Annotated in this window: 15 protein-coding genes; 10 read left to right on the forward strand and 5 right to left on the reverse strand. The window is 68.5% G+C overall.

Features of this window, described 5'->3' with window-relative positions:
* Positions 1-20: 20 nt before the first annotated feature.
* From ACIHAO_RS10170 to ACIHAO_RS10195, 6 genes are read left to right on the forward strand one after another with little or no spacing between them, the layout of a single operon-like run.
* Complete coding sequence (locus tag ACIHAO_RS10170; RefSeq protein WP_396556460.1) at positions 21-989, forward strand: Acg family FMN-binding oxidoreductase; 969 nt, start codon at positions 21-23, stop codon at positions 987-989.
* Positions 986-2,281, forward strand: a complete 1,296-nt coding sequence (locus tag ACIHAO_RS10175) for a universal stress protein (RefSeq protein ID WP_396556462.1) — start codon at positions 986-988, stop codon at positions 2,279-2,281. The genes ACIHAO_RS10170 and ACIHAO_RS10175 overlap by 4 nt, the downstream gene beginning before the upstream one ends.
* A 25-nt stretch (positions 2,282-2,306) precedes the next feature.
* The gene (locus tag ACIHAO_RS10180) at positions 2,307-2,873 is read left to right on the forward strand and encodes a hypothetical protein (protein WP_396556464.1); all 567 of its coding nucleotides are present in this window, start codon (positions 2,307-2,309) and stop codon (positions 2,871-2,873) included.
* Between the two features lie 12 nt (positions 2,874-2,885).
* On the forward strand, positions 2,886-3,263 hold the full coding sequence (locus ACIHAO_RS10185; protein ID WP_396556466.1) for a hypothetical protein: 378 nt from the start codon (positions 2,886-2,888) through the stop codon (positions 3,261-3,263).
* A gap of 26 nt (positions 3,264-3,289) precedes the next feature.
* On the forward strand, positions 3,290-3,865 hold the full coding sequence (locus ACIHAO_RS10190; RefSeq protein WP_396556468.1) for a CBS domain-containing protein: 576 nt from the start codon (positions 3,290-3,292) through the stop codon (positions 3,863-3,865).
* Positions 3,862-6,267, forward strand: coding sequence for a GNAT family N-acetyltransferase (locus ACIHAO_RS10195; RefSeq protein WP_396556470.1), 2,406 nt, complete (start codon positions 3,862-3,864; stop codon positions 6,265-6,267). The genes ACIHAO_RS10190 and ACIHAO_RS10195 overlap by 4 nt, the downstream gene beginning before the upstream one ends.
* A gap of 55 nt (positions 6,268-6,322) precedes the next feature.
* Here ACIHAO_RS10195 and ACIHAO_RS10200 read toward each other — a convergent pair whose 3' ends face one another.
* The 4 genes from ACIHAO_RS10200 to ACIHAO_RS10215 all read right to left on the reverse strand — a co-directional run bounded on the left by ACIHAO_RS10200 (position 6,323) and on the right by ACIHAO_RS10215 (position 9,107).
* Complete coding sequence (locus tag ACIHAO_RS10200) at positions 6,323-6,907, reverse strand: hypothetical protein (RefSeq protein ID WP_396556472.1); 585 nt, start codon at positions 6,905-6,907, stop codon at positions 6,323-6,325.
* A gap of 23 nt (positions 6,908-6,930) precedes the next feature.
* Positions 6,931-7,374, reverse strand: a complete 444-nt coding sequence (locus ACIHAO_RS10205) for a hypothetical protein (protein WP_396556474.1) — start codon at positions 7,372-7,374, stop codon at positions 6,931-6,933.
* Between the two features lie 150 nt (positions 7,375-7,524).
* Positions 7,525-8,190: a CBS domain-containing protein gene (locus tag ACIHAO_RS10210; RefSeq protein ID WP_396556476.1), complete on the reverse strand. Its 666-nt coding sequence runs from the start codon at positions 8,188-8,190 to the stop codon at positions 7,525-7,527.
* Between the two features lie 17 nt (positions 8,191-8,207).
* Positions 8,208-9,107, reverse strand: coding sequence for a universal stress protein (locus ACIHAO_RS10215; protein WP_396556478.1), 900 nt, complete (start codon positions 9,105-9,107; stop codon positions 8,208-8,210).
* Positions 9,108-9,257: 150 nt separating this feature from the next.
* On the opposite strand from ACIHAO_RS10215, the gene ACIHAO_RS10220 reads away from it, so the two are divergent.
* The 4 genes from ACIHAO_RS10220 to ACIHAO_RS10235 all read left to right on the forward strand — a co-directional run bounded on the left by ACIHAO_RS10220 (position 9,258) and on the right by ACIHAO_RS10235 (position 14,843).
* Positions 9,258-10,382, forward strand: a complete 1,125-nt coding sequence (locus ACIHAO_RS10220; protein WP_396556480.1) for a lycopene cyclase family protein — start codon at positions 9,258-9,260, stop codon at positions 10,380-10,382.
* Positions 10,379-12,046, forward strand: coding sequence for a SulP family inorganic anion transporter (locus tag ACIHAO_RS10225; protein WP_396556482.1), 1,668 nt, complete (start codon positions 10,379-10,381; stop codon positions 12,044-12,046). Before ACIHAO_RS10220 ends, ACIHAO_RS10225 begins: the two co-directional genes overlap by 4 nt.
* Positions 12,030-13,022 carry an Acg family FMN-binding oxidoreductase gene (locus ACIHAO_RS10230; RefSeq protein WP_396556484.1) on the forward strand — a complete coding sequence of 331 codons (993 nt, stop codon included), beginning with the start codon at positions 12,030-12,032 and terminating at the stop codon, positions 13,020-13,022. Before ACIHAO_RS10225 ends, ACIHAO_RS10230 begins: the two co-directional genes overlap by 17 nt.
* Positions 13,023-13,118: 96 nt before the next feature.
* Entirely contained in the window at positions 13,119-14,843 is a 1,725-nt protein-coding gene (locus ACIHAO_RS10235; protein ID WP_396556486.1) for a GAF domain-containing protein, read from the forward strand.
* Here the strand turns inward: ACIHAO_RS10235 and ACIHAO_RS10240 are convergent.
* Positions 14,837-15,499: a response regulator gene (locus tag ACIHAO_RS10240; RefSeq protein ID WP_396556488.1), complete on the reverse strand. Its 663-nt coding sequence runs from the start codon at positions 15,497-15,499 to the stop codon at positions 14,837-14,839. The genes ACIHAO_RS10235 and ACIHAO_RS10240 overlap by 7 nt on opposite strands.
* Positions 15,500-15,670: the final 171 nt, after the last annotated feature.

Here is a 15,670-nt window from a genome sequence, read left to right on the forward strand (position 1 = left end):
CGAAAGGCAGGTGCAGCACGATGGTCCTCACTCGTTCGCCGGTCGTCGCGGACGCGCTGCGCGCCGCGGTGCGCGCGCCGTCACCGCACAACTCCCAGCCGTGGATCTTCGAGCTGGCGCCGGACACGATCGACGTCGTACTCGACGAAAGCCGGATCCTCGGCGCCTGCGATCCGGAAGCGCGTGAGGCGCGGCTGGCCTGTGGCGCGGCGTTGCTGAACCTGCTGCTCGCCATCGCCGCCGCGGGTCGAGTCAGCGACGTCGAGCTAGCGCCTGAAGGGGCGAGGCCTTCCTTGCTCGCGCGGGTCACGCTTGGTCCCCGTCACCGCCCCACCGCGACCGAACGACGGCTCGCTGCCGCGATTCCCCGGCGATACAGCAATCGCCACCCTTTCACGGACGAGCCGGTGCCACTTCGCCTCCGGACCGCCGTGCGCGAGGCAGCCCGTGAGGAGGGAGCACGGCTGGTCCTGGTCGACGAAGCCGGTCTGCTGGAGGCGACAGCGGGACTCATCCGCCGCGCCGACCACGTCCAAGGTCTGGACACGGCCTTCCAACGAGAACTCCGGGCATGGACCCGGCAGACCGCCGAGGACGACGGTGTACCCACCTACGCGGGCGGGCCTCGTTCAGCGGGCGGCCTGCTCGCGGGGCGGTACGTCAACGAGGGCGGCGCTCCCCGCGTCTTCGAGCAGGACCCGCTGGTCGCGGTGCTGACCACGCCGAACGACGCGCCGATCTCGCAGGTCCGCGCGGGGTGCGCGATGCAGCGGGTCCTGCTCACCGCCACGGACGCCGGCCTGAGCGCTTCGTTCTATTCCCAGCCGATCGAGATCACTGCCGTACGCGCCGAACTACGTGACCTGCTCGGTGGCGCCGGCCATCCTCAGACCGTATTCAGGCTCGGCTACGGCTATCCGGGTGTGAAGCCGCCACGCCGCCCGATCGAAGCCGTCACCCGCGACAGGACCGCGGGGGAGCGGCCATGACGACGCTCACCGGAATCCTCGCGCATGTCTGGTCGACAGAGGAGAAACGAATCCTCGTGTCGGCCGCACGACAGGTCCCGAAGCGATGGATCGACGATGTCTGGACGCTGTCGGTCAACGAGGACTCTCTTGACTTGTACGAGCGCCTCGCGAACAACCACTGGGTGCGGGACCGGGGTGGGCGTGCGCGGCTGATCGTCTGCGGGGCGGTACTGGCGAATCTCGATCGTGCGATCAGGATGCTGGGCTGGGCGCCGCTCGCTGATCTGAGTTGCGACGGCCTCGCCTTGGACCGGATCGCCAGGCTCACATCTCGGCGCCGGGCCCGCCCCGTGGCGGCCGATTTCGCTCGTTTCGCCGCGCTGTCCGGGCGACGGACCAAGCCGGCTCCGTCCTCGGTTTCGGCGTGGGGACGAGACGTCGCCGAGGCGACCGAGGGCGGCGGCATCCGGGTCCGGGTGCTCACGCCGGCTGATGTCCGTGATCTGCCCAAGGTGGGCAGGCAGATCGCCAGGAAGGTGACTCCGGAAGCCTCCTGGATCGCGTTCCTCGTCACCACCGTGACCGAAAGTCGGGAACAGCTCGTCAGGGCCGGCGTGGTCGCACAGCGGTTGTTGCTCGCAGCCACCGAGTACGGCCTGGAGGGCACCGCGTTCACCGAGCCTTTCGACGCTCCCGCCATCCGCGGAGCGCTCGCCGCCATCGACGATGTTCCCGGATTCCCTCAGACGGTCGTCGTGGTCGAAGAACCTCGGAAAACACCGGCACAGAAGGGAAAGAACGTCATGACGGACAGTGCGACGGAGAACCGGATCGTCGTCGGCATGGACGGTTCGGCGGGTTCTGCCGCGGCAGTGCGCTGGGCGGCCGACCAAGCGGTCAGGCAGGGCGCCGCCTTGCAGGTGGTCACCGTGTGGGTCCACGACGAGATGCTGGACGACGCGTCGGCCAACCGGACTGTGGCGGAGGCGAGAGACGTTCATCTGAAGGCGCTGAAAGCCGCGACCGCCAAAGTCCTCGATGCCCACGAAGGGCTCGACATCACCTACGACGTCCCCCAGGGGGACCCCGGCGAAACGCTGGTCGAGCGTTCGAAGGATGCCGCGCTCCTCGTGCTGGGCAGCCATGGCACGGGCAAGATCCGTGAACTGCTGGTCGGCTCGGTGTGCAAGACGGCACTACGGCACGCGACCTGCCCGGTGGTGGTGATCCCGCCGCCCGCCGCAGCTCCGGAAGGCAGGCTCGGCCGGCTGCTGAACTCTGTCGCGTACGAGCCCGGTCCGATTCTCTGAGCGAAGCCGGACACAGGAGACAGCCATGAAAGCGCGGCCCGGAATCGTCACCGTGATCACGCGGCGGAATCCACTCGTCCGGTGGTCCGACCGGCTCGAAGCCGCGCTGATGCTCGGCGCCGTCCTGCTGGCACTGCTGGCGATCCCGTTCGCCGCGGCCGCCGGATCCGCGGCCTACGCCGACGGAAGGGAGCGCGCGGCGGAACAGGCGGTGGACCGTCAGGCGACGACCGCGGTTCTCCTTGCCGACGCGCCGCCCGTGCACGTGCGCCTCGACGGTGTGCCGCTTGAGGAGAAGGCCGAGGTCGCCGCCCGTTGGACGGGCCCTGGTGGCCTGATTCGTGAAGGCGTGGTGACCGTCGATACCGGGATGGTGACCGGGAACGAGGTGCGGATCTGGCTCGACGCGCGCGGGCATCCCGTGGATGCGCCGGTCACCGACACCGATGCCCTGAGCCAGGGCATCGGTGTCGGCACGGGGCTGTGGCTGGGCTGGCTCACTGTGGTCGCGACGGTCTTCCTGGCGTGCCGGGCGGCGCTCGGCCGCAGCCGTGCCGCCGAGTGGGCGCGCGAATGGCAACGAATGGCCTGAAAGGAGAAAGAGATGAGAATCCTGCTGACAGAGGCCACCTTCGACGAGTCCCGTGAGATCGCGGGCGCGTTGCGGGGCCTCGGCTGCCGGGTCAGCCCGTGCCATGTCCGGTCCGGAGTGTGCCGAGCTCTCGCGCCCGGCGGGACCTGTCCGCTGGACGAGGAGGACCGGCCGGATCTCGCCGTCGACGTCCGCGGTACCGAGCCCGGTATGACCGCACGCGAATTCGGTGTGGTGTGCGCGCTCCGGAAGAGGGTTCCGGTCGTGATGACCACGGCGGGGGACACGAGTGGCCCCGCCGTCCCACCGGGACTCGAAGACCGTGTCACGGCTTGTCCGCCGGAGGATCTCTTCGAAGCGTGCAGGGGCTTCCTGCGCACACGTGCTTGACCGAGAACGATCACAAGGAGGCTCCGATGCGTGCTTCGGAGATCATGACCAGTCCGGCGGTGGCGACCACACCCGCGACATCCCTTCGCGAGGCGGTGGCAGTGCTGACAGAGAAGGGATTCGCCGGTCTTCCGGTCGTCGACCACGATGGCCGGGTGCTGGGGACGTTCACCGAATTCGACGCGCTGCGGGGAATCCGGGCGGGCGGTGACGGGATCACGGTCGGTGCGTTGATGTCCACGCCGGTGGAGGTGATCTCGCCGTCCACGGACGTCACGGAGATCGGCAGGCGGATGCTGGCCGACCGGCTGCGGTGCCTGCCGGTCGTCGAGGAGGGTGTCCTGGTCGGTGTGGTGAGCAGGCGTGATCTGCTCCGCCCACTCGTCCGGCCCGACGACGCGGTCGCCGCACAGGTGCACGGCCTGGTCAGTGACTACGCCGGACATCGTCCGAAATGGACTGTCGAGGTCGACGGCGGTTACGTGAGCATCGCCGGCGAGTTCCGGGACGAAGCCGAACGCCGGGTGCTCGACGCGCTCGTCCGCACGGTGCCGGGCGTGGTCGCCGTCGTACTGGTCACCGGGAATCCGGCGGCGACATGACGGCCGGGACGAGCGCCTTGCTGGCGGACGGCGACATGGTCACCGTCCGCCGGTTGCGTGTGGAGGACTTCGACGCTGTCCTGGGTCTGCATCAGCGGCTGGACGAGCGTGACCGCTATCTGCGCTTCTTCACCGCCCATCCGGGGAGGCTGGATCTGCTGAGCCGGTTGGCGATCGAAGGCCCGGGGATCGGAGCATTCCGGGGGGACGACCTCATCGGGATCGCCCACTATCGCCCATGGTCCGCGGACGATGCGGACGACGCGGCCGAAGTCGCCCTGGTCGTCGACCGCGCGGCTCAGGCGCACGGGGTCGGTACTCTGTTGCTCGAACATCTCGTGTCCTTGGCCTTGGCGCAGGGAATCCACCGTTTCGTCGCGCTGGTGCTCGCGGAGAACACCCGGATGATCAAGGTGTTCATCGACCTCGGCCTCCCGTACGTCATCGGCAGGGGAGGGCCGGAGCTCGACGTCGAGATCGAACTCGGCGAGCCCAACGGGTACCTCGAACGCATCGAGGAGCGGGAACGGCTTGCCGACGTGGCGAGTCTCCGGGCCGTGCTGGCCCCGGCCTCGGTGGCCGTCGTGGGGGCAGGCAGGCGTGACGACTCGGTGGGCAGGGCGATCCTGCGAAACCTTCTCGACGCCGGCTATACCGGCGACGCGTACGCCGTCAACCCGAACGCCACGGAGATCCTCGGCGTCCCCAGTGCTCCCTCGGTGTCCTCTTTGGACGCCACGGTCGAGCTGGCCGTGGTCTGCGTGCCCGCGGAATCCGTTCCGGGCGTCGTCGAAGACTGCGGACGGGCAGGAGTGCGCGCGATCGTGCTCGTCACCGCGGGGCTGACCGGGACGCCGCTGGAACAGCGTGTCCGCGAACTCGTCGCCAGGTACGGGATCCGGCTGGTCGGCCCCAATTGCTTCGGTGTGGTCAACAGTGCTCCGGCGACCCGTCTCGACACGACGTTCGCTCGCTGTGCCGCCCGGGCAGGCAGGATCGGGGTGGTGACCCAGTCCGGTGGTTTCGGGATCGCGCTGATGGACGCACTTGCCGGGCTGGGGCTCGGTCTGTCCACTTTGGTATCGACCGGTGACAAGTACGACGTGAGCGGCAATGACCTTCTCCGGTGGTGGCGCGGTGACAGGGAAACCGACATCGCCGTGCTGTACCTGGAGTCCTTCGGCAACCCGCGAAAGTTCAGCAGGCTCGCCCGCGCACTCGCGAGGGAGAAGCCGGTCGTGGCCATCCGTGGGGCATCCGCCCCGGCGGCACAGCGGGCCGCGGCCGCGCATACCGCCGCACGGCCGGTCTCGGCTGCGACCAAACTCGCGTTGTTCGGCCAGGCGGGTGTCCTCGTCGTCGACACGGTGACCGAAGTCCTGGGCCTGCTCGCCGCGCTCTCGTGGCAGCCGCTGCCATCGGGGTCACGGGTGGTCGTCGTGAGCAACGCCGGGGGCGCCGCCGTCCTGGGTGCGGAGGCCTGCGTTCGCAACGGTCTGGTCCTGCCCGAGCTGAGTCCGAAGACCCAGGACACACTCCGGCGGCTGCTGCCCGAGCACGCGAGCGTGGGCAACCCGCTCGACACGAGCGCGGCGATCACGGCCGACGCCTTCGCCTCGTGCGTCACCGAGGTCCTGGCCGACGAAGGTGTGGACGCGGTGATCGTCGCCGGCGTGCCCACCGGTGTCGGTGATCCGCTGGCCGGGCTGGTCGCGCGACCGGAGCGCAAGACCGTCCTCGCCGTGCGGCTCGGCCAGCTGGAGTCGGTCGCCGCGTATCACGGGATTCCTTGCTACGCCGATGTCGAAGAGGCCGCGGCCGTCATGGCGAAGCTGTCCGAGCGAACCCACTGGCTCGAGGCAGGGGAGGGCGGCCTGCCCGATCTCTCCGATATCGATCTCGCGACGGCGACCCGGCTCGTGGGCGAGTACCTCTCCGCGCATCCGAGCGGTGGCTGGTTGTCCAGGAAGGACAGCGAGGATCTGCTCGCCTGTTTCGGGATCCGGGTGACCCGGCGCCGATCCGGTGATCGCGAGCTGCTGGTACGCGGCCAGTCCGACGACGTCTTCGGTCCGGTCGTCGTCCTGGGACGCGGCGGTATCGATGGAGCCTTGCTCGACGACAGGTCGACCGGGCTGGGGCCACTCAGCGCCAACGACGCCGAAGCGCTCATCGACAGCCTGCGCGCGAGCAAGGCGCTGTTCGGCGGGAACAGCGCTCTCGGCCGATCCGCACTCGCTGAGCTGCTCCTGCGAACGGACCGGATCATGGAGCTGGTGCCGGAGGTCGTCGACGTCGACCTCGACCCGGTCTTCGTGTCGGCGGAAGGGGCGGCCGCGGGTGCTGTCCGGGTGCTCGTCCGGCCGCGGCCATGGGCCGACCACTACCTTCGACGGTTGTGAGAAGGACGAAGTCCCGGCACCGGTGAACGGTGCCGGGACTTCGGTGCCCGGACGGTCACCGGAGCCAAGGGTTCCTGTCCACGAAGGACAGTCGAGTCCAGCGCTCTCCGAGCCCCCAGGTGTTCCCAGCGGCCGTCGCGGCGAGCGCGATGAGCACGAGGGCGTAGATCACGTGGTACTCGATGATCGGATTCGTCGACATGGTCGGCTCACCCGCGGTGTTCATCCGGTCGAGCGGCCATTCGGCGACCCACATCAGCAGCATCATCAGGGTGCCGGTGATGGCGGAGATCCGCATCCCGACCCCCAAGGTGACGGCGAGACCGATGCCGAGCAGGCCCGCCATGAACAGCCAATCCGCCCACCAGGTTCCGCCCCAGGAGCGCAGGGTTTCGGCGAACGGGCCGACGTCGACCCGGCTCAAGAAGCCCTTCGTCGGCGAGCCGCCGTTGACCCAGGCGTTGCCGGAAGCGGTGGCGTAACCGAGGCCGAAGGTCTTGTCGGCGAACGCCCACAGGAACAGCAGACCGGTGGCGACACGGAGCACGGCGAGGCTCATGGCACCGGCCGACCGGCCGGCATGGTCTTCCTGATGCTGGACGGGAACGTTGTGCCGGTGTCCGCTTTCGGTGGTGGCCATGGAATTCTCCTCTGGTCGGCAGTTCACGGTCGATTCGAGTGTGTTACGACACGGCACGCCGGCTCTGGGGCCGAAAGGCCCGGGTACACGAGGCCATCGTCATGTGCCGCGGCGAGACTCGCGCGGCATGCGCGAATCAGCTGGCGGGTCGCCCGGGTCGGCGCTGCTCGCCCGCATCCCGGGCAAGAGAAGGCGACGTCCCCCGTCAGTTCGTCGACCGCGACGGAGAGTGCGAGAGAGCAGGAGCGGCACCAGCGGTGGCCGGTCACGATGATGACGTGGAGCGGCGAGGACACGCATTGGTGCAGCCAGCGGCGATGGGTCCGGCAGGTGATCCGCTCCAGGGGATCGCGATCGTGCTCTTCCTCGAGGTCTTCCCGCGACAAGGTGATAGCGAGCCGCCGGTCCTTCAGATCCGCATAGCGAGCGAGGGGAGCCTGTTCTTGCGGGTTGTTCGTGGCCGACATGGGAGGGTCCTCGCTTCCGATCCGCGGGTTGTTGACCTGTACTCCCATCGTGCTCGGCTCGTCGGCGACCCAAGAGAGGCGGACGCCTCGGGCGAAGTGGCCCTTCGGTCCGCCCGGATCCCTTCGAGGGCAGGCCGAAGGTCCCGCCGCTCAGATGCCGAGGGAAGCGGGCCGGATGACGTCGTCGTCCCAGACGAAGTCGAGCCGGTTCCGGACGTCGACCACGCCGGGGACTTCGCCCGCGAGGGTGCCCGCGCGTTCGACCGCGCCGCGGTTGTCCAGCCTGCCGAGAAGCGTCACCACGCCGTCGGCGACCGTGACGGACGCCTGTCCGGGGCCCACCCACAGGGTGTCGGCGAGGATGTCGCGTTCGATCTCGCCACGGATCTCCTCATCGGGACGCCGGAACGTGGACAGCAGGTCCCGGCGCGACACGACACCGACCAGCTTCGCGTCCTCGACGACGAACAGCCGTCGCACGTCCTTCTTGGCCAGCCGGATCGCCGCGGCGGCGAGGGAGGCGCCTGCTTCGATCGTCACGACGGGCGCGGTCATCAGGTCCTCGGCGATCAAGGCCTTCGCTTTGCGTGATTCGTCCTTGGCGTGGTGACCCGCGAACAAGGCGGGCCGGGGATCGCGAAACCGGGCCAGGAGGTCGGCCTCGGAGACCACACCGATCGGCGCTCCTGAGTCGTCGACGACGGGCACCGCGCTGATCCGACGCCTCGCCATCAGCGCGGCGATCTGCTTGTAGCCGGTGTCCGGCGCGACCGTGATCGGGTCGGTGGTCATGACCTCGGAAACGGTGGTGCACATGGGTCGCTCCTTCGTGCTCAGGAATCCGCGGTGCGGGAGATCAGCACCGGGCAGGCGGCGTGATGGATCAGGCTCTGTCCGGTCGAGCCGAGCAGGAGGCCGCGGAACCCGCCGCGGCCCCGGCTGCCGACCACGACCAGTTGCGCTTTGACGCTCCAGCGCAGCAGTTCCTGGCGGGGTTCGTCGTGCACGACCACCTGGTGCACTTCGACGTCGGGATAGCTGTCGCGGAACTTCGACACCTGGTCGGTGAGCATCCGTCGAGCGGATTCGGTGAAGGCGCTCCAGCCGTAGTTGCCCGGGGGATCACCGAAGGAACGGGAAGCTGAGACGTCCTCCCAGGCGTGCACCGCGACCAGGTCCGTTCCCCGGGCGCAAGCCTCGTCGAAGGCGGCGGCGATCGCGATTTCGGCGGCGGGGCTTCCGTCGACGCCGACCACGACAGGTTGTTTCGCCGCCGCGGGCAGGTCCCAGGTGCGGCCCCGTACCGACACGACGGGACAGTGCGCGTGCCCGGCGAGCGTGGTCGTCACCGATCCGCCGAACAGGGCGGTGAAGCGGCTGTGCTCGGTGGAACCGAGGACGATCAGCCGGGCGGTGCCGGAAGCTTCGATCAGCGCCGGCGCGGCGGAGTCGTCCGCGGTATGTGTCGTGACAGCGGGGCTGGATGCGTGTCCCACGGTGTCCGCTGCTTCGCGAAGGATCGTTTCTCCGCGGTTCTTGACCTTGCGCAGGAGTTCATCGGACGGCGGCACACTACCGAGGTAGTAGTCCGGAATTCCCAGCGCGTGCCAGAGTTCGAGGGAGGTTTCGTGGCGGTCGGCGGCCTGCATGCCCCAGGTGGCGGCGGCACGGGCGCCGGTGGATCCGTCGGCGCCGACCACGATCGGTCCGGTCAGCCGGAGGGTTCGGTTCATCATCGGCTCTTTCGGCTCGCCACGGCCCTACGCGGCCAAAGTTAACCGGGCGGACGTGCGCGGTCCGGTGCCGTTGGTCCCGGATTCCGGGGACCTCGGGTGCGCCTCAGGTCACTGGTGCGCGCGGAAACGAGGCGGTGCACTCGATTGATGACGATCCTCATCGCCGGCGGAGGACTCAGCGGCCTCAGTCTCGTGACACACCTGGTGGCACGACCGGAATCCCTGGGACCCATCGTCGTCGTGGACGACGGCAGCCGTCAGCTCGCGGCCGCGGGTTGGGCATTCTGGTCCGCTGAGCCGGGGCTCCTCGACGAGGCGGTGTCGCGAACGTTCGATCGGTTCCGCGTACACGCGGCCGGACGTAGCCGGATCGTCGGCCTCGGCCGGTACAAGTACCGCTTCATCCGTGGCGATGATCTGGCGGCGGCGGTCGGCAGGGCCGCGGCGAGACGTGGTGATGTCGTCTTCCGCCGCGGGCGGATCACCGAGATCCGGCAAGCGGGTCAGGGTGCGGAAGCCCTTGTGGACGGCGCATCCTTCCGGGCGGATTGGGTGTTCGACAGCGTTCTCCGGCCTGGCCCGGCCAGGGTGGACGGCTGGCTGATCTTCCGCGGCTGGCACGTCCGCACGGCCGCCCCGGCGTTCGATTCGGCCGTGCCCACCTTCTTCGATTTCCGCACGTTCCAGGGGCGCGCCGCGAGCTTCGTCTATGTCCTGCCACGCGGCCCTCAAGAAGCTCTGGTGGAGTACACGTCCTTCGCGCCGCCGCGCTCACGGGGTGTGGCGTATCCCCAGGAGCAACGAAGCGCTTTGCGTGAATACCTCGCCACGATTCTCGGCGTGCGGGAGTACGCGGTCACCCGCGAGGAGTCGGCTTCCCTGCCGCTCTCCGCTTCGGCCGCCGACCGCAGACGCGGCTCGATCCTCGCCATCGGGACCAAAGCCGGGCTGGTCAAGGCGTCGACCGGCTACGCCTTCCAGCGTATCCAAGCCGACAGCGCGGCGGTCGCGAGGTCGTTGGCGGTTCACGGTCATCCTTTCGATCTACCGAAACCCAAAGCGAGGCATCTGTTGTTCGACGCCACGCTTCTCGACGTCGTGGCCCGGGACCCGGCTCAGCTCGAAAGGGTCTTCGCGGCATTGTTCGACCGGTCCTCGGCCGAGCCGGTATTGCGTTTCCTCGACGAGGAAAGCTCTCTCCCACAAGAGGGTAGGTTGTTCGCGGGCCTGCCGCCTTCGTTGTACTCAGCGGTGAGCCGGAGGCATCGATGAAGCTTTCCTTCACCCGCTATCGGCGGGCTTGGCTACGAGGTGATCTCTTGGCCGGGGTGACCGTCGCCGCGTACCTGGTGCCGCAGGTGATGGCGTACGCGGAGGTCGCGGGACTACCCCCGGAAGTCGGCCTGTGGGCGGTGATCGGGCCTTTGGCGATCTACGCGGTACTGGGCTCGTCGAAGCTGCTTTCGGTGGGCCCGGAATCGACGACCGCCTTGATGACGGCCGTCGCGCTCGGCCCGCTCGCCGCCGGAGATCCCGCCCGCTACGGAGCGCTCGCGGCCATGCTCGCTCTCTTGGTCGGCTGCTTGTGCCTGTTGGGCGGCTTGGCCCGGCTCGGCGTGCTGGCGGACTTGCTGTCGAAGCCGGTACTGACCGGCTACATGGCCGGGATCGCGGTGTTGATGATCGTGAGTCAGCTGGGCAAGCTGACCGGTGTCCCCGTGACCGGCGACGGCATGCTCGCGGAACTGGGTTCGTTCGTCGTGAACATCGGGCACTCGCACTGGCCGACCCTGGTCCTCGGCGGACTCGTCCTGGCTTGCCTGCTGGCGTCACAGCATTGGCTGCCGCGGTTTCCCGGACCGTTGGCCGTCATGCTGGTGGCGGCAGCCGTTGTCGCCTGTTTTTCTCTGACCGACAAAGGGATGCGGGTGATCGGGCCGGTCCCGGATTCACTGCCGGTACCCGGGATCCCCGCGGTGAACGGTGCAGATCTGGCGAGCCTGTTACTGCCCGCGCTGGGGATCGCCCTTGTCGGCTTTTCCGACAACGTCCTGACCGCTCGCGCCTTCGGGGGCAGGCACGGCGAGCGGGTCGATTCCGATCGCGAGTTGCGCGCGCTGGCTGCGTCGAATCTCTCGTCGGGACTTCTTCAAGGGTTTCCGGTCAGTTCGAGCGGCAGCCGGACCGCGCTGGCAGCCGCGATGGGTGCCCGGACCCAGCTGTACTCCCTGACCGCGCTCGCGACGGTCGTGCTGACGGTTCTTTTCGCGGGATCGTTGTTGGAAGGCTTTCCCAAGGCGGCGTTGGCGGCGATCGTCGTCTACGCGGCGTTGAAGCTGATCGATCCCCGGGAATTCCGGCGCATCGCGCGGTTCCGCCGCAGCGAGTTCGTCCTGTCCCTGTCGACCTTGCTCGCTGTCGTCGGACTGGGTGTCCTGTACGGTGTGCTGGCCGCGGTCGGGTTGTCCATTTTGGATCTTCTGCGTCGGCTGGCACGGCCGCACGGTGCGGTGCTCGGTTTCGTCCCGGGCGTGCCCGGGATGCACGATGTCGGCGACTATCCCGACGCGACGACCGAGCCAGGTCTGGTGATCTACCGGTACGACGCGCCCTTGTGTTTCGCCAACGCCGACGACTTCCGGCGACGAGCCCTCGCCGCCCTGGACGGCGAAAAGCGGGTCGAGTGGTTCGTTCTCAACGCGGAAGCCAACGTCGAACTCGACATCACCGCGGCTGACGCGTTGCGCGGGATCTGTGGCGAGCTGCGCCACCGCGGGATCACGTTCGCGCTCGCCAGAGTGAAACAGGAGCTACGCGAAGATCTGGAAGCCGCGGACCTTCTCGGGCTGATCGGTTCCGGCTCGTTGTACCCGACGCTGCCCAGTGTCGTCGACGCGTTCCGTGAGAGGGGGAAGGCACATGCCGAACCAGGATGAGCGCATGTGGTCCGACAGCGAGGTCGAGATCCTGGCACGAGCCGTCATCCGTGCGCCGTCGGTGCACAACATCCAGCCATGGTCGCTGAACCTGCCCGGTATGCGCGCGGAACTCAGCGAACGGACCGATCTCTCCTTGCCCGAGCACGACCCGACCGGTCGCGACCGGCTCATCTCCTGTGGAGCGGCCTTGGAGAACCTTGTGCTGGCTGTCCGGGTGCTGGGGTGGGCCATCGAGGTGGAGATGCCTCCGGGACAGGGACCGCTGGTCGCCGTCGTGACCACCTCGGGCCGTGAGCCGCCGTCCGGCCGCGAGCTGCACGCGTACGCCGCCATCTCGCGGAGGCGGAGTCACCGTCGCCCGTTCGCCGCGATCCCGGTCTCCTCGTCGATGCTCGCATCGGTCATCGGACAACTGCCGCGCGGAGTCGGCTGCCGGGTGTTGAGCGCCGGTGACAAAGACGGCCTCGCGGCACTGCTCGAACAGGCTTCCCGAACGATTCAGAGCCGCGACGGCCTCCAGAGAGAGCTTGAGGAGTGGACAGGGGACTGGCGGTCCGACGGTGTCGGTGACGGCCTGGTCCGGCCCGGCTACGACAAGGCGGGCCTTCCGTGGGCGGGACTGGTCCGCCGGACCAGCCTGGTCCCGGACGTCCGGACCCTCGCATGCAGGCTGGACGCGGAGAGCATCTTGATCTTCTGGGCGAAGGATGACGATCGTGCCGGCCACTTCACCACGGGAGTGGCCATGCAACGCTCCTGGCTCGCGGCCGTCGACGGAGGTCTGGCCGCGTCGGTGCTGACTCAGCTGCTGCACGAGGAACCCGTCCGCGAGCGGATGACCGCGGAATTGAACCTGCCGGGACCCCCTCAGCTCATCATGCGGCTCGGCTATCCGGACGGGCCGGTCCGGCACGCCTCCCGCCGCCGACTCGGTGAGGTCGTGCGGCATCCGGACGATCATCGCTCTTTCTGACGGCCGCGCGTCTTGGCAGGAGCGGCCCATGGTGAAACGCTGGGGCCGTGCGGGGCGACTGACTGGCCACCGTGCCGACCCGGGAGGAGCAATCGAATGCCGCCGGAGCGAGGTTCGGCCGACGAGGTGCCACCGAGCGCGGCGGTCTTGACCGGGCTACGGCTGGACGAACTGCTGCATGAGGTCCAAGAACGGCTGTCGGAAATCGTCAAGACCCGCGATCGGCTCCAAGGCCTGCTCGACGCGGTCCTGGCCGTGGCCACCGGGCTGGAGCTCGACTCGACCCTGCAGAGAATCGTGGAGGCGGCGGTCGAGCTGGTCGACGCCCGGTACGGGGCGCTTGGCGTGCTCGGCGACGAAGAAGGGCTGTCGGAGTTCGTTCACGTGGGCATCGACGCGGAAACCCGGTCTCATATGGGCCACTTGCCGGAAGGCCGGGGCCTGCTCGGGCTGCTCATCGCGGAGCCGCATCCTGTCCGGGTCCCGGATCTGAGCCTGCATCCGGCATCGGTGGGATTCCCGGCGAACCATCCTCCGATGCACAGCTTCCTGGGTGTCCCGGTCCGCGTCCGGGACGAGGTCTTCGGCAATCTGTACATGACGGAGAAGCGGGGCGCCGCCGAATTCACCGCCGATGACGAGGTCGTCCTGCAAGCACTCGCCGCGGCCGCCGGTGTCGCCATCGACAATGCCCGGCTGTTCGAACGATCACGGACACGGGAACGCTGGCTCGAAGCGGTCGCGGAAGTCAACGGTGAACTCCTCGGAGGCGCTTCGGTCACCGACACGCTGAATCTGATCGCCGCCAGGGTTCGCGAACTCTCCGCCGCCGACCAGGTGCTGATTCTTCTCGCCACGGAAGTCGGGCAACCGTTGACGGTGAGCGTCTTCAAGGGGGAGCGGATGACCGCTCTGGAGGGTACGTCGATGGCGGGCGGGCATCCGGCCATCGATCAGGTGCTCGGTTCCGGTCAGCCCAGTCTCGTCCCTGACCTGGGTACGGTCTCCTCCGGTCAGGCCGAGCCCGCTTTCGACGGTCTGGGACCGGCCGCCGTGATCCCGTTGAACAGCGCTTCCGGTGTCGGAGGGGTCCTCATCGCGGGGAGGGACAAGGGCTCCGCCCAGTACAAGGCCGATCAGCTCCCGATGCTGTCGTCGTTCGCTGATCAGGCGGCGGTCGCGCTGGAGTTCGGCGAGAAGCAGCGTAATCAGCGGCTGCTGGACGTTCTCGCCGATCGGGACCGGATCGCCCAGGACCTGCACGACCACGTCATCCAGCGGATGTTCGCGACCGGCATGAGCTTGCAGAGCATCGTGCCCCGGGTGCCCGACACGTTGGCCCGGGACAGGGTGACGCAGGCGGTGGAACAACTGGATCGCACGGTCCGCGAGATCAGGACGTCCATCTTCGACCTGCACACCTCGGGCTCGGATGCCTCGAAGAGCCTGCGCCGCCGGCTGCTCGACGCCGTCACGGAGTTGACGACCGAGAGCACACTCACCCCTTCGGTCCGGATCGCCGGCGCTGTCGACACGCTCGTGCCACAGACGCTCCACGAACACGCCGAGGCGGTGGTCCGCGAAGCCCTGAGCAACGCCGTCCGGCATTCCGGCGCCGACGAGATCACGATCAGTGTCGAGGCCGACCGTGAGCTGATCATCGAGGTCACCGACAACGGCATCGGTATCCCGCAAGCGGGCAGGCGAAGCGGTCTGGCGAACCTCGCCGACCGAGCGGAGAAGTGTGGCGGCGAAGCCGAGTTCGGCGACCGTGACGGTGGCGGTGCGCGAGTGGTCTGGAGCGTCCCGCTGAATCACTGATCGCCGAACAGCGGGGGCGCCGCGGTCTTCTTGAGTTCGGTCGCGAGGACCGCGGCCTGCGTCCGGCGCTGGATGCCGAGCTTGGCCAGGATCCGGGAGACGTAATTCTTCACGGTCTTTTCGGCGAGGAACATCCGCTCGCCGATCTCGCGGTTGGTCAGGCCCTCGCCGATCAGTTCGAACACGGTCCGTTCCTGATCGGAGAGGGTGGCGGTCGGATCGTTCTGGTCGCGCTCGCGGCGGATGCGGTTCATCAGCGCGGCGGTGGTCCGGCTGTCGAGCAGCGAGCCGCCACCCGCGATCGTGCGGATGGCCGAGACGAGGTCGTTCCCGAGCACCTGCTTGAGGACGAATCCCGACGCCCCGGCCATGATGGCGGTGAAGAGCGCCTCGTCGTCGGCGTACGAGGTGAGCATCAAGCACCGCAGCTCCGGCTCGGTGGACAGCAGATCCCGGCAGAGTTCGATACCGGTTCCGTCGGGGAGCCGCACGTCGAGCACGGCGATGTCCGCATCGCTTTGCGGGATGCGGGCGAGCGCTTCGGAGACGGACGCGGCTTCGCCGGCGATCTCGATGTCGGGCTCGTTCCCGAGTAGATCCGCCAGCCCTCGCCGGACAATCTCGTGGTCGTCCACGAGGAACACCTTGGTCGCCATCTCGTCCCTCCTGCGGGGGTCCCGGCATCTCGACCGACGGTACCCGTGCAGTTCGGCCGATACAGCCACCCAGACGTCCCAACGAACCGGGACCTTGGGCCCTAGCAGGCTCCGCACCGGGTATTTGGTCCCGGCGATCGGTGCCCTCGGTACCTGCTCTGTTCCCGTGAG

Source organism: Amycolatopsis sp. NPDC052450, assembly GCF_044547565.1.
Lineage (GTDB): Bacteria > Actinomycetota > Actinomycetes > Mycobacteriales > Pseudonocardiaceae > Amycolatopsis.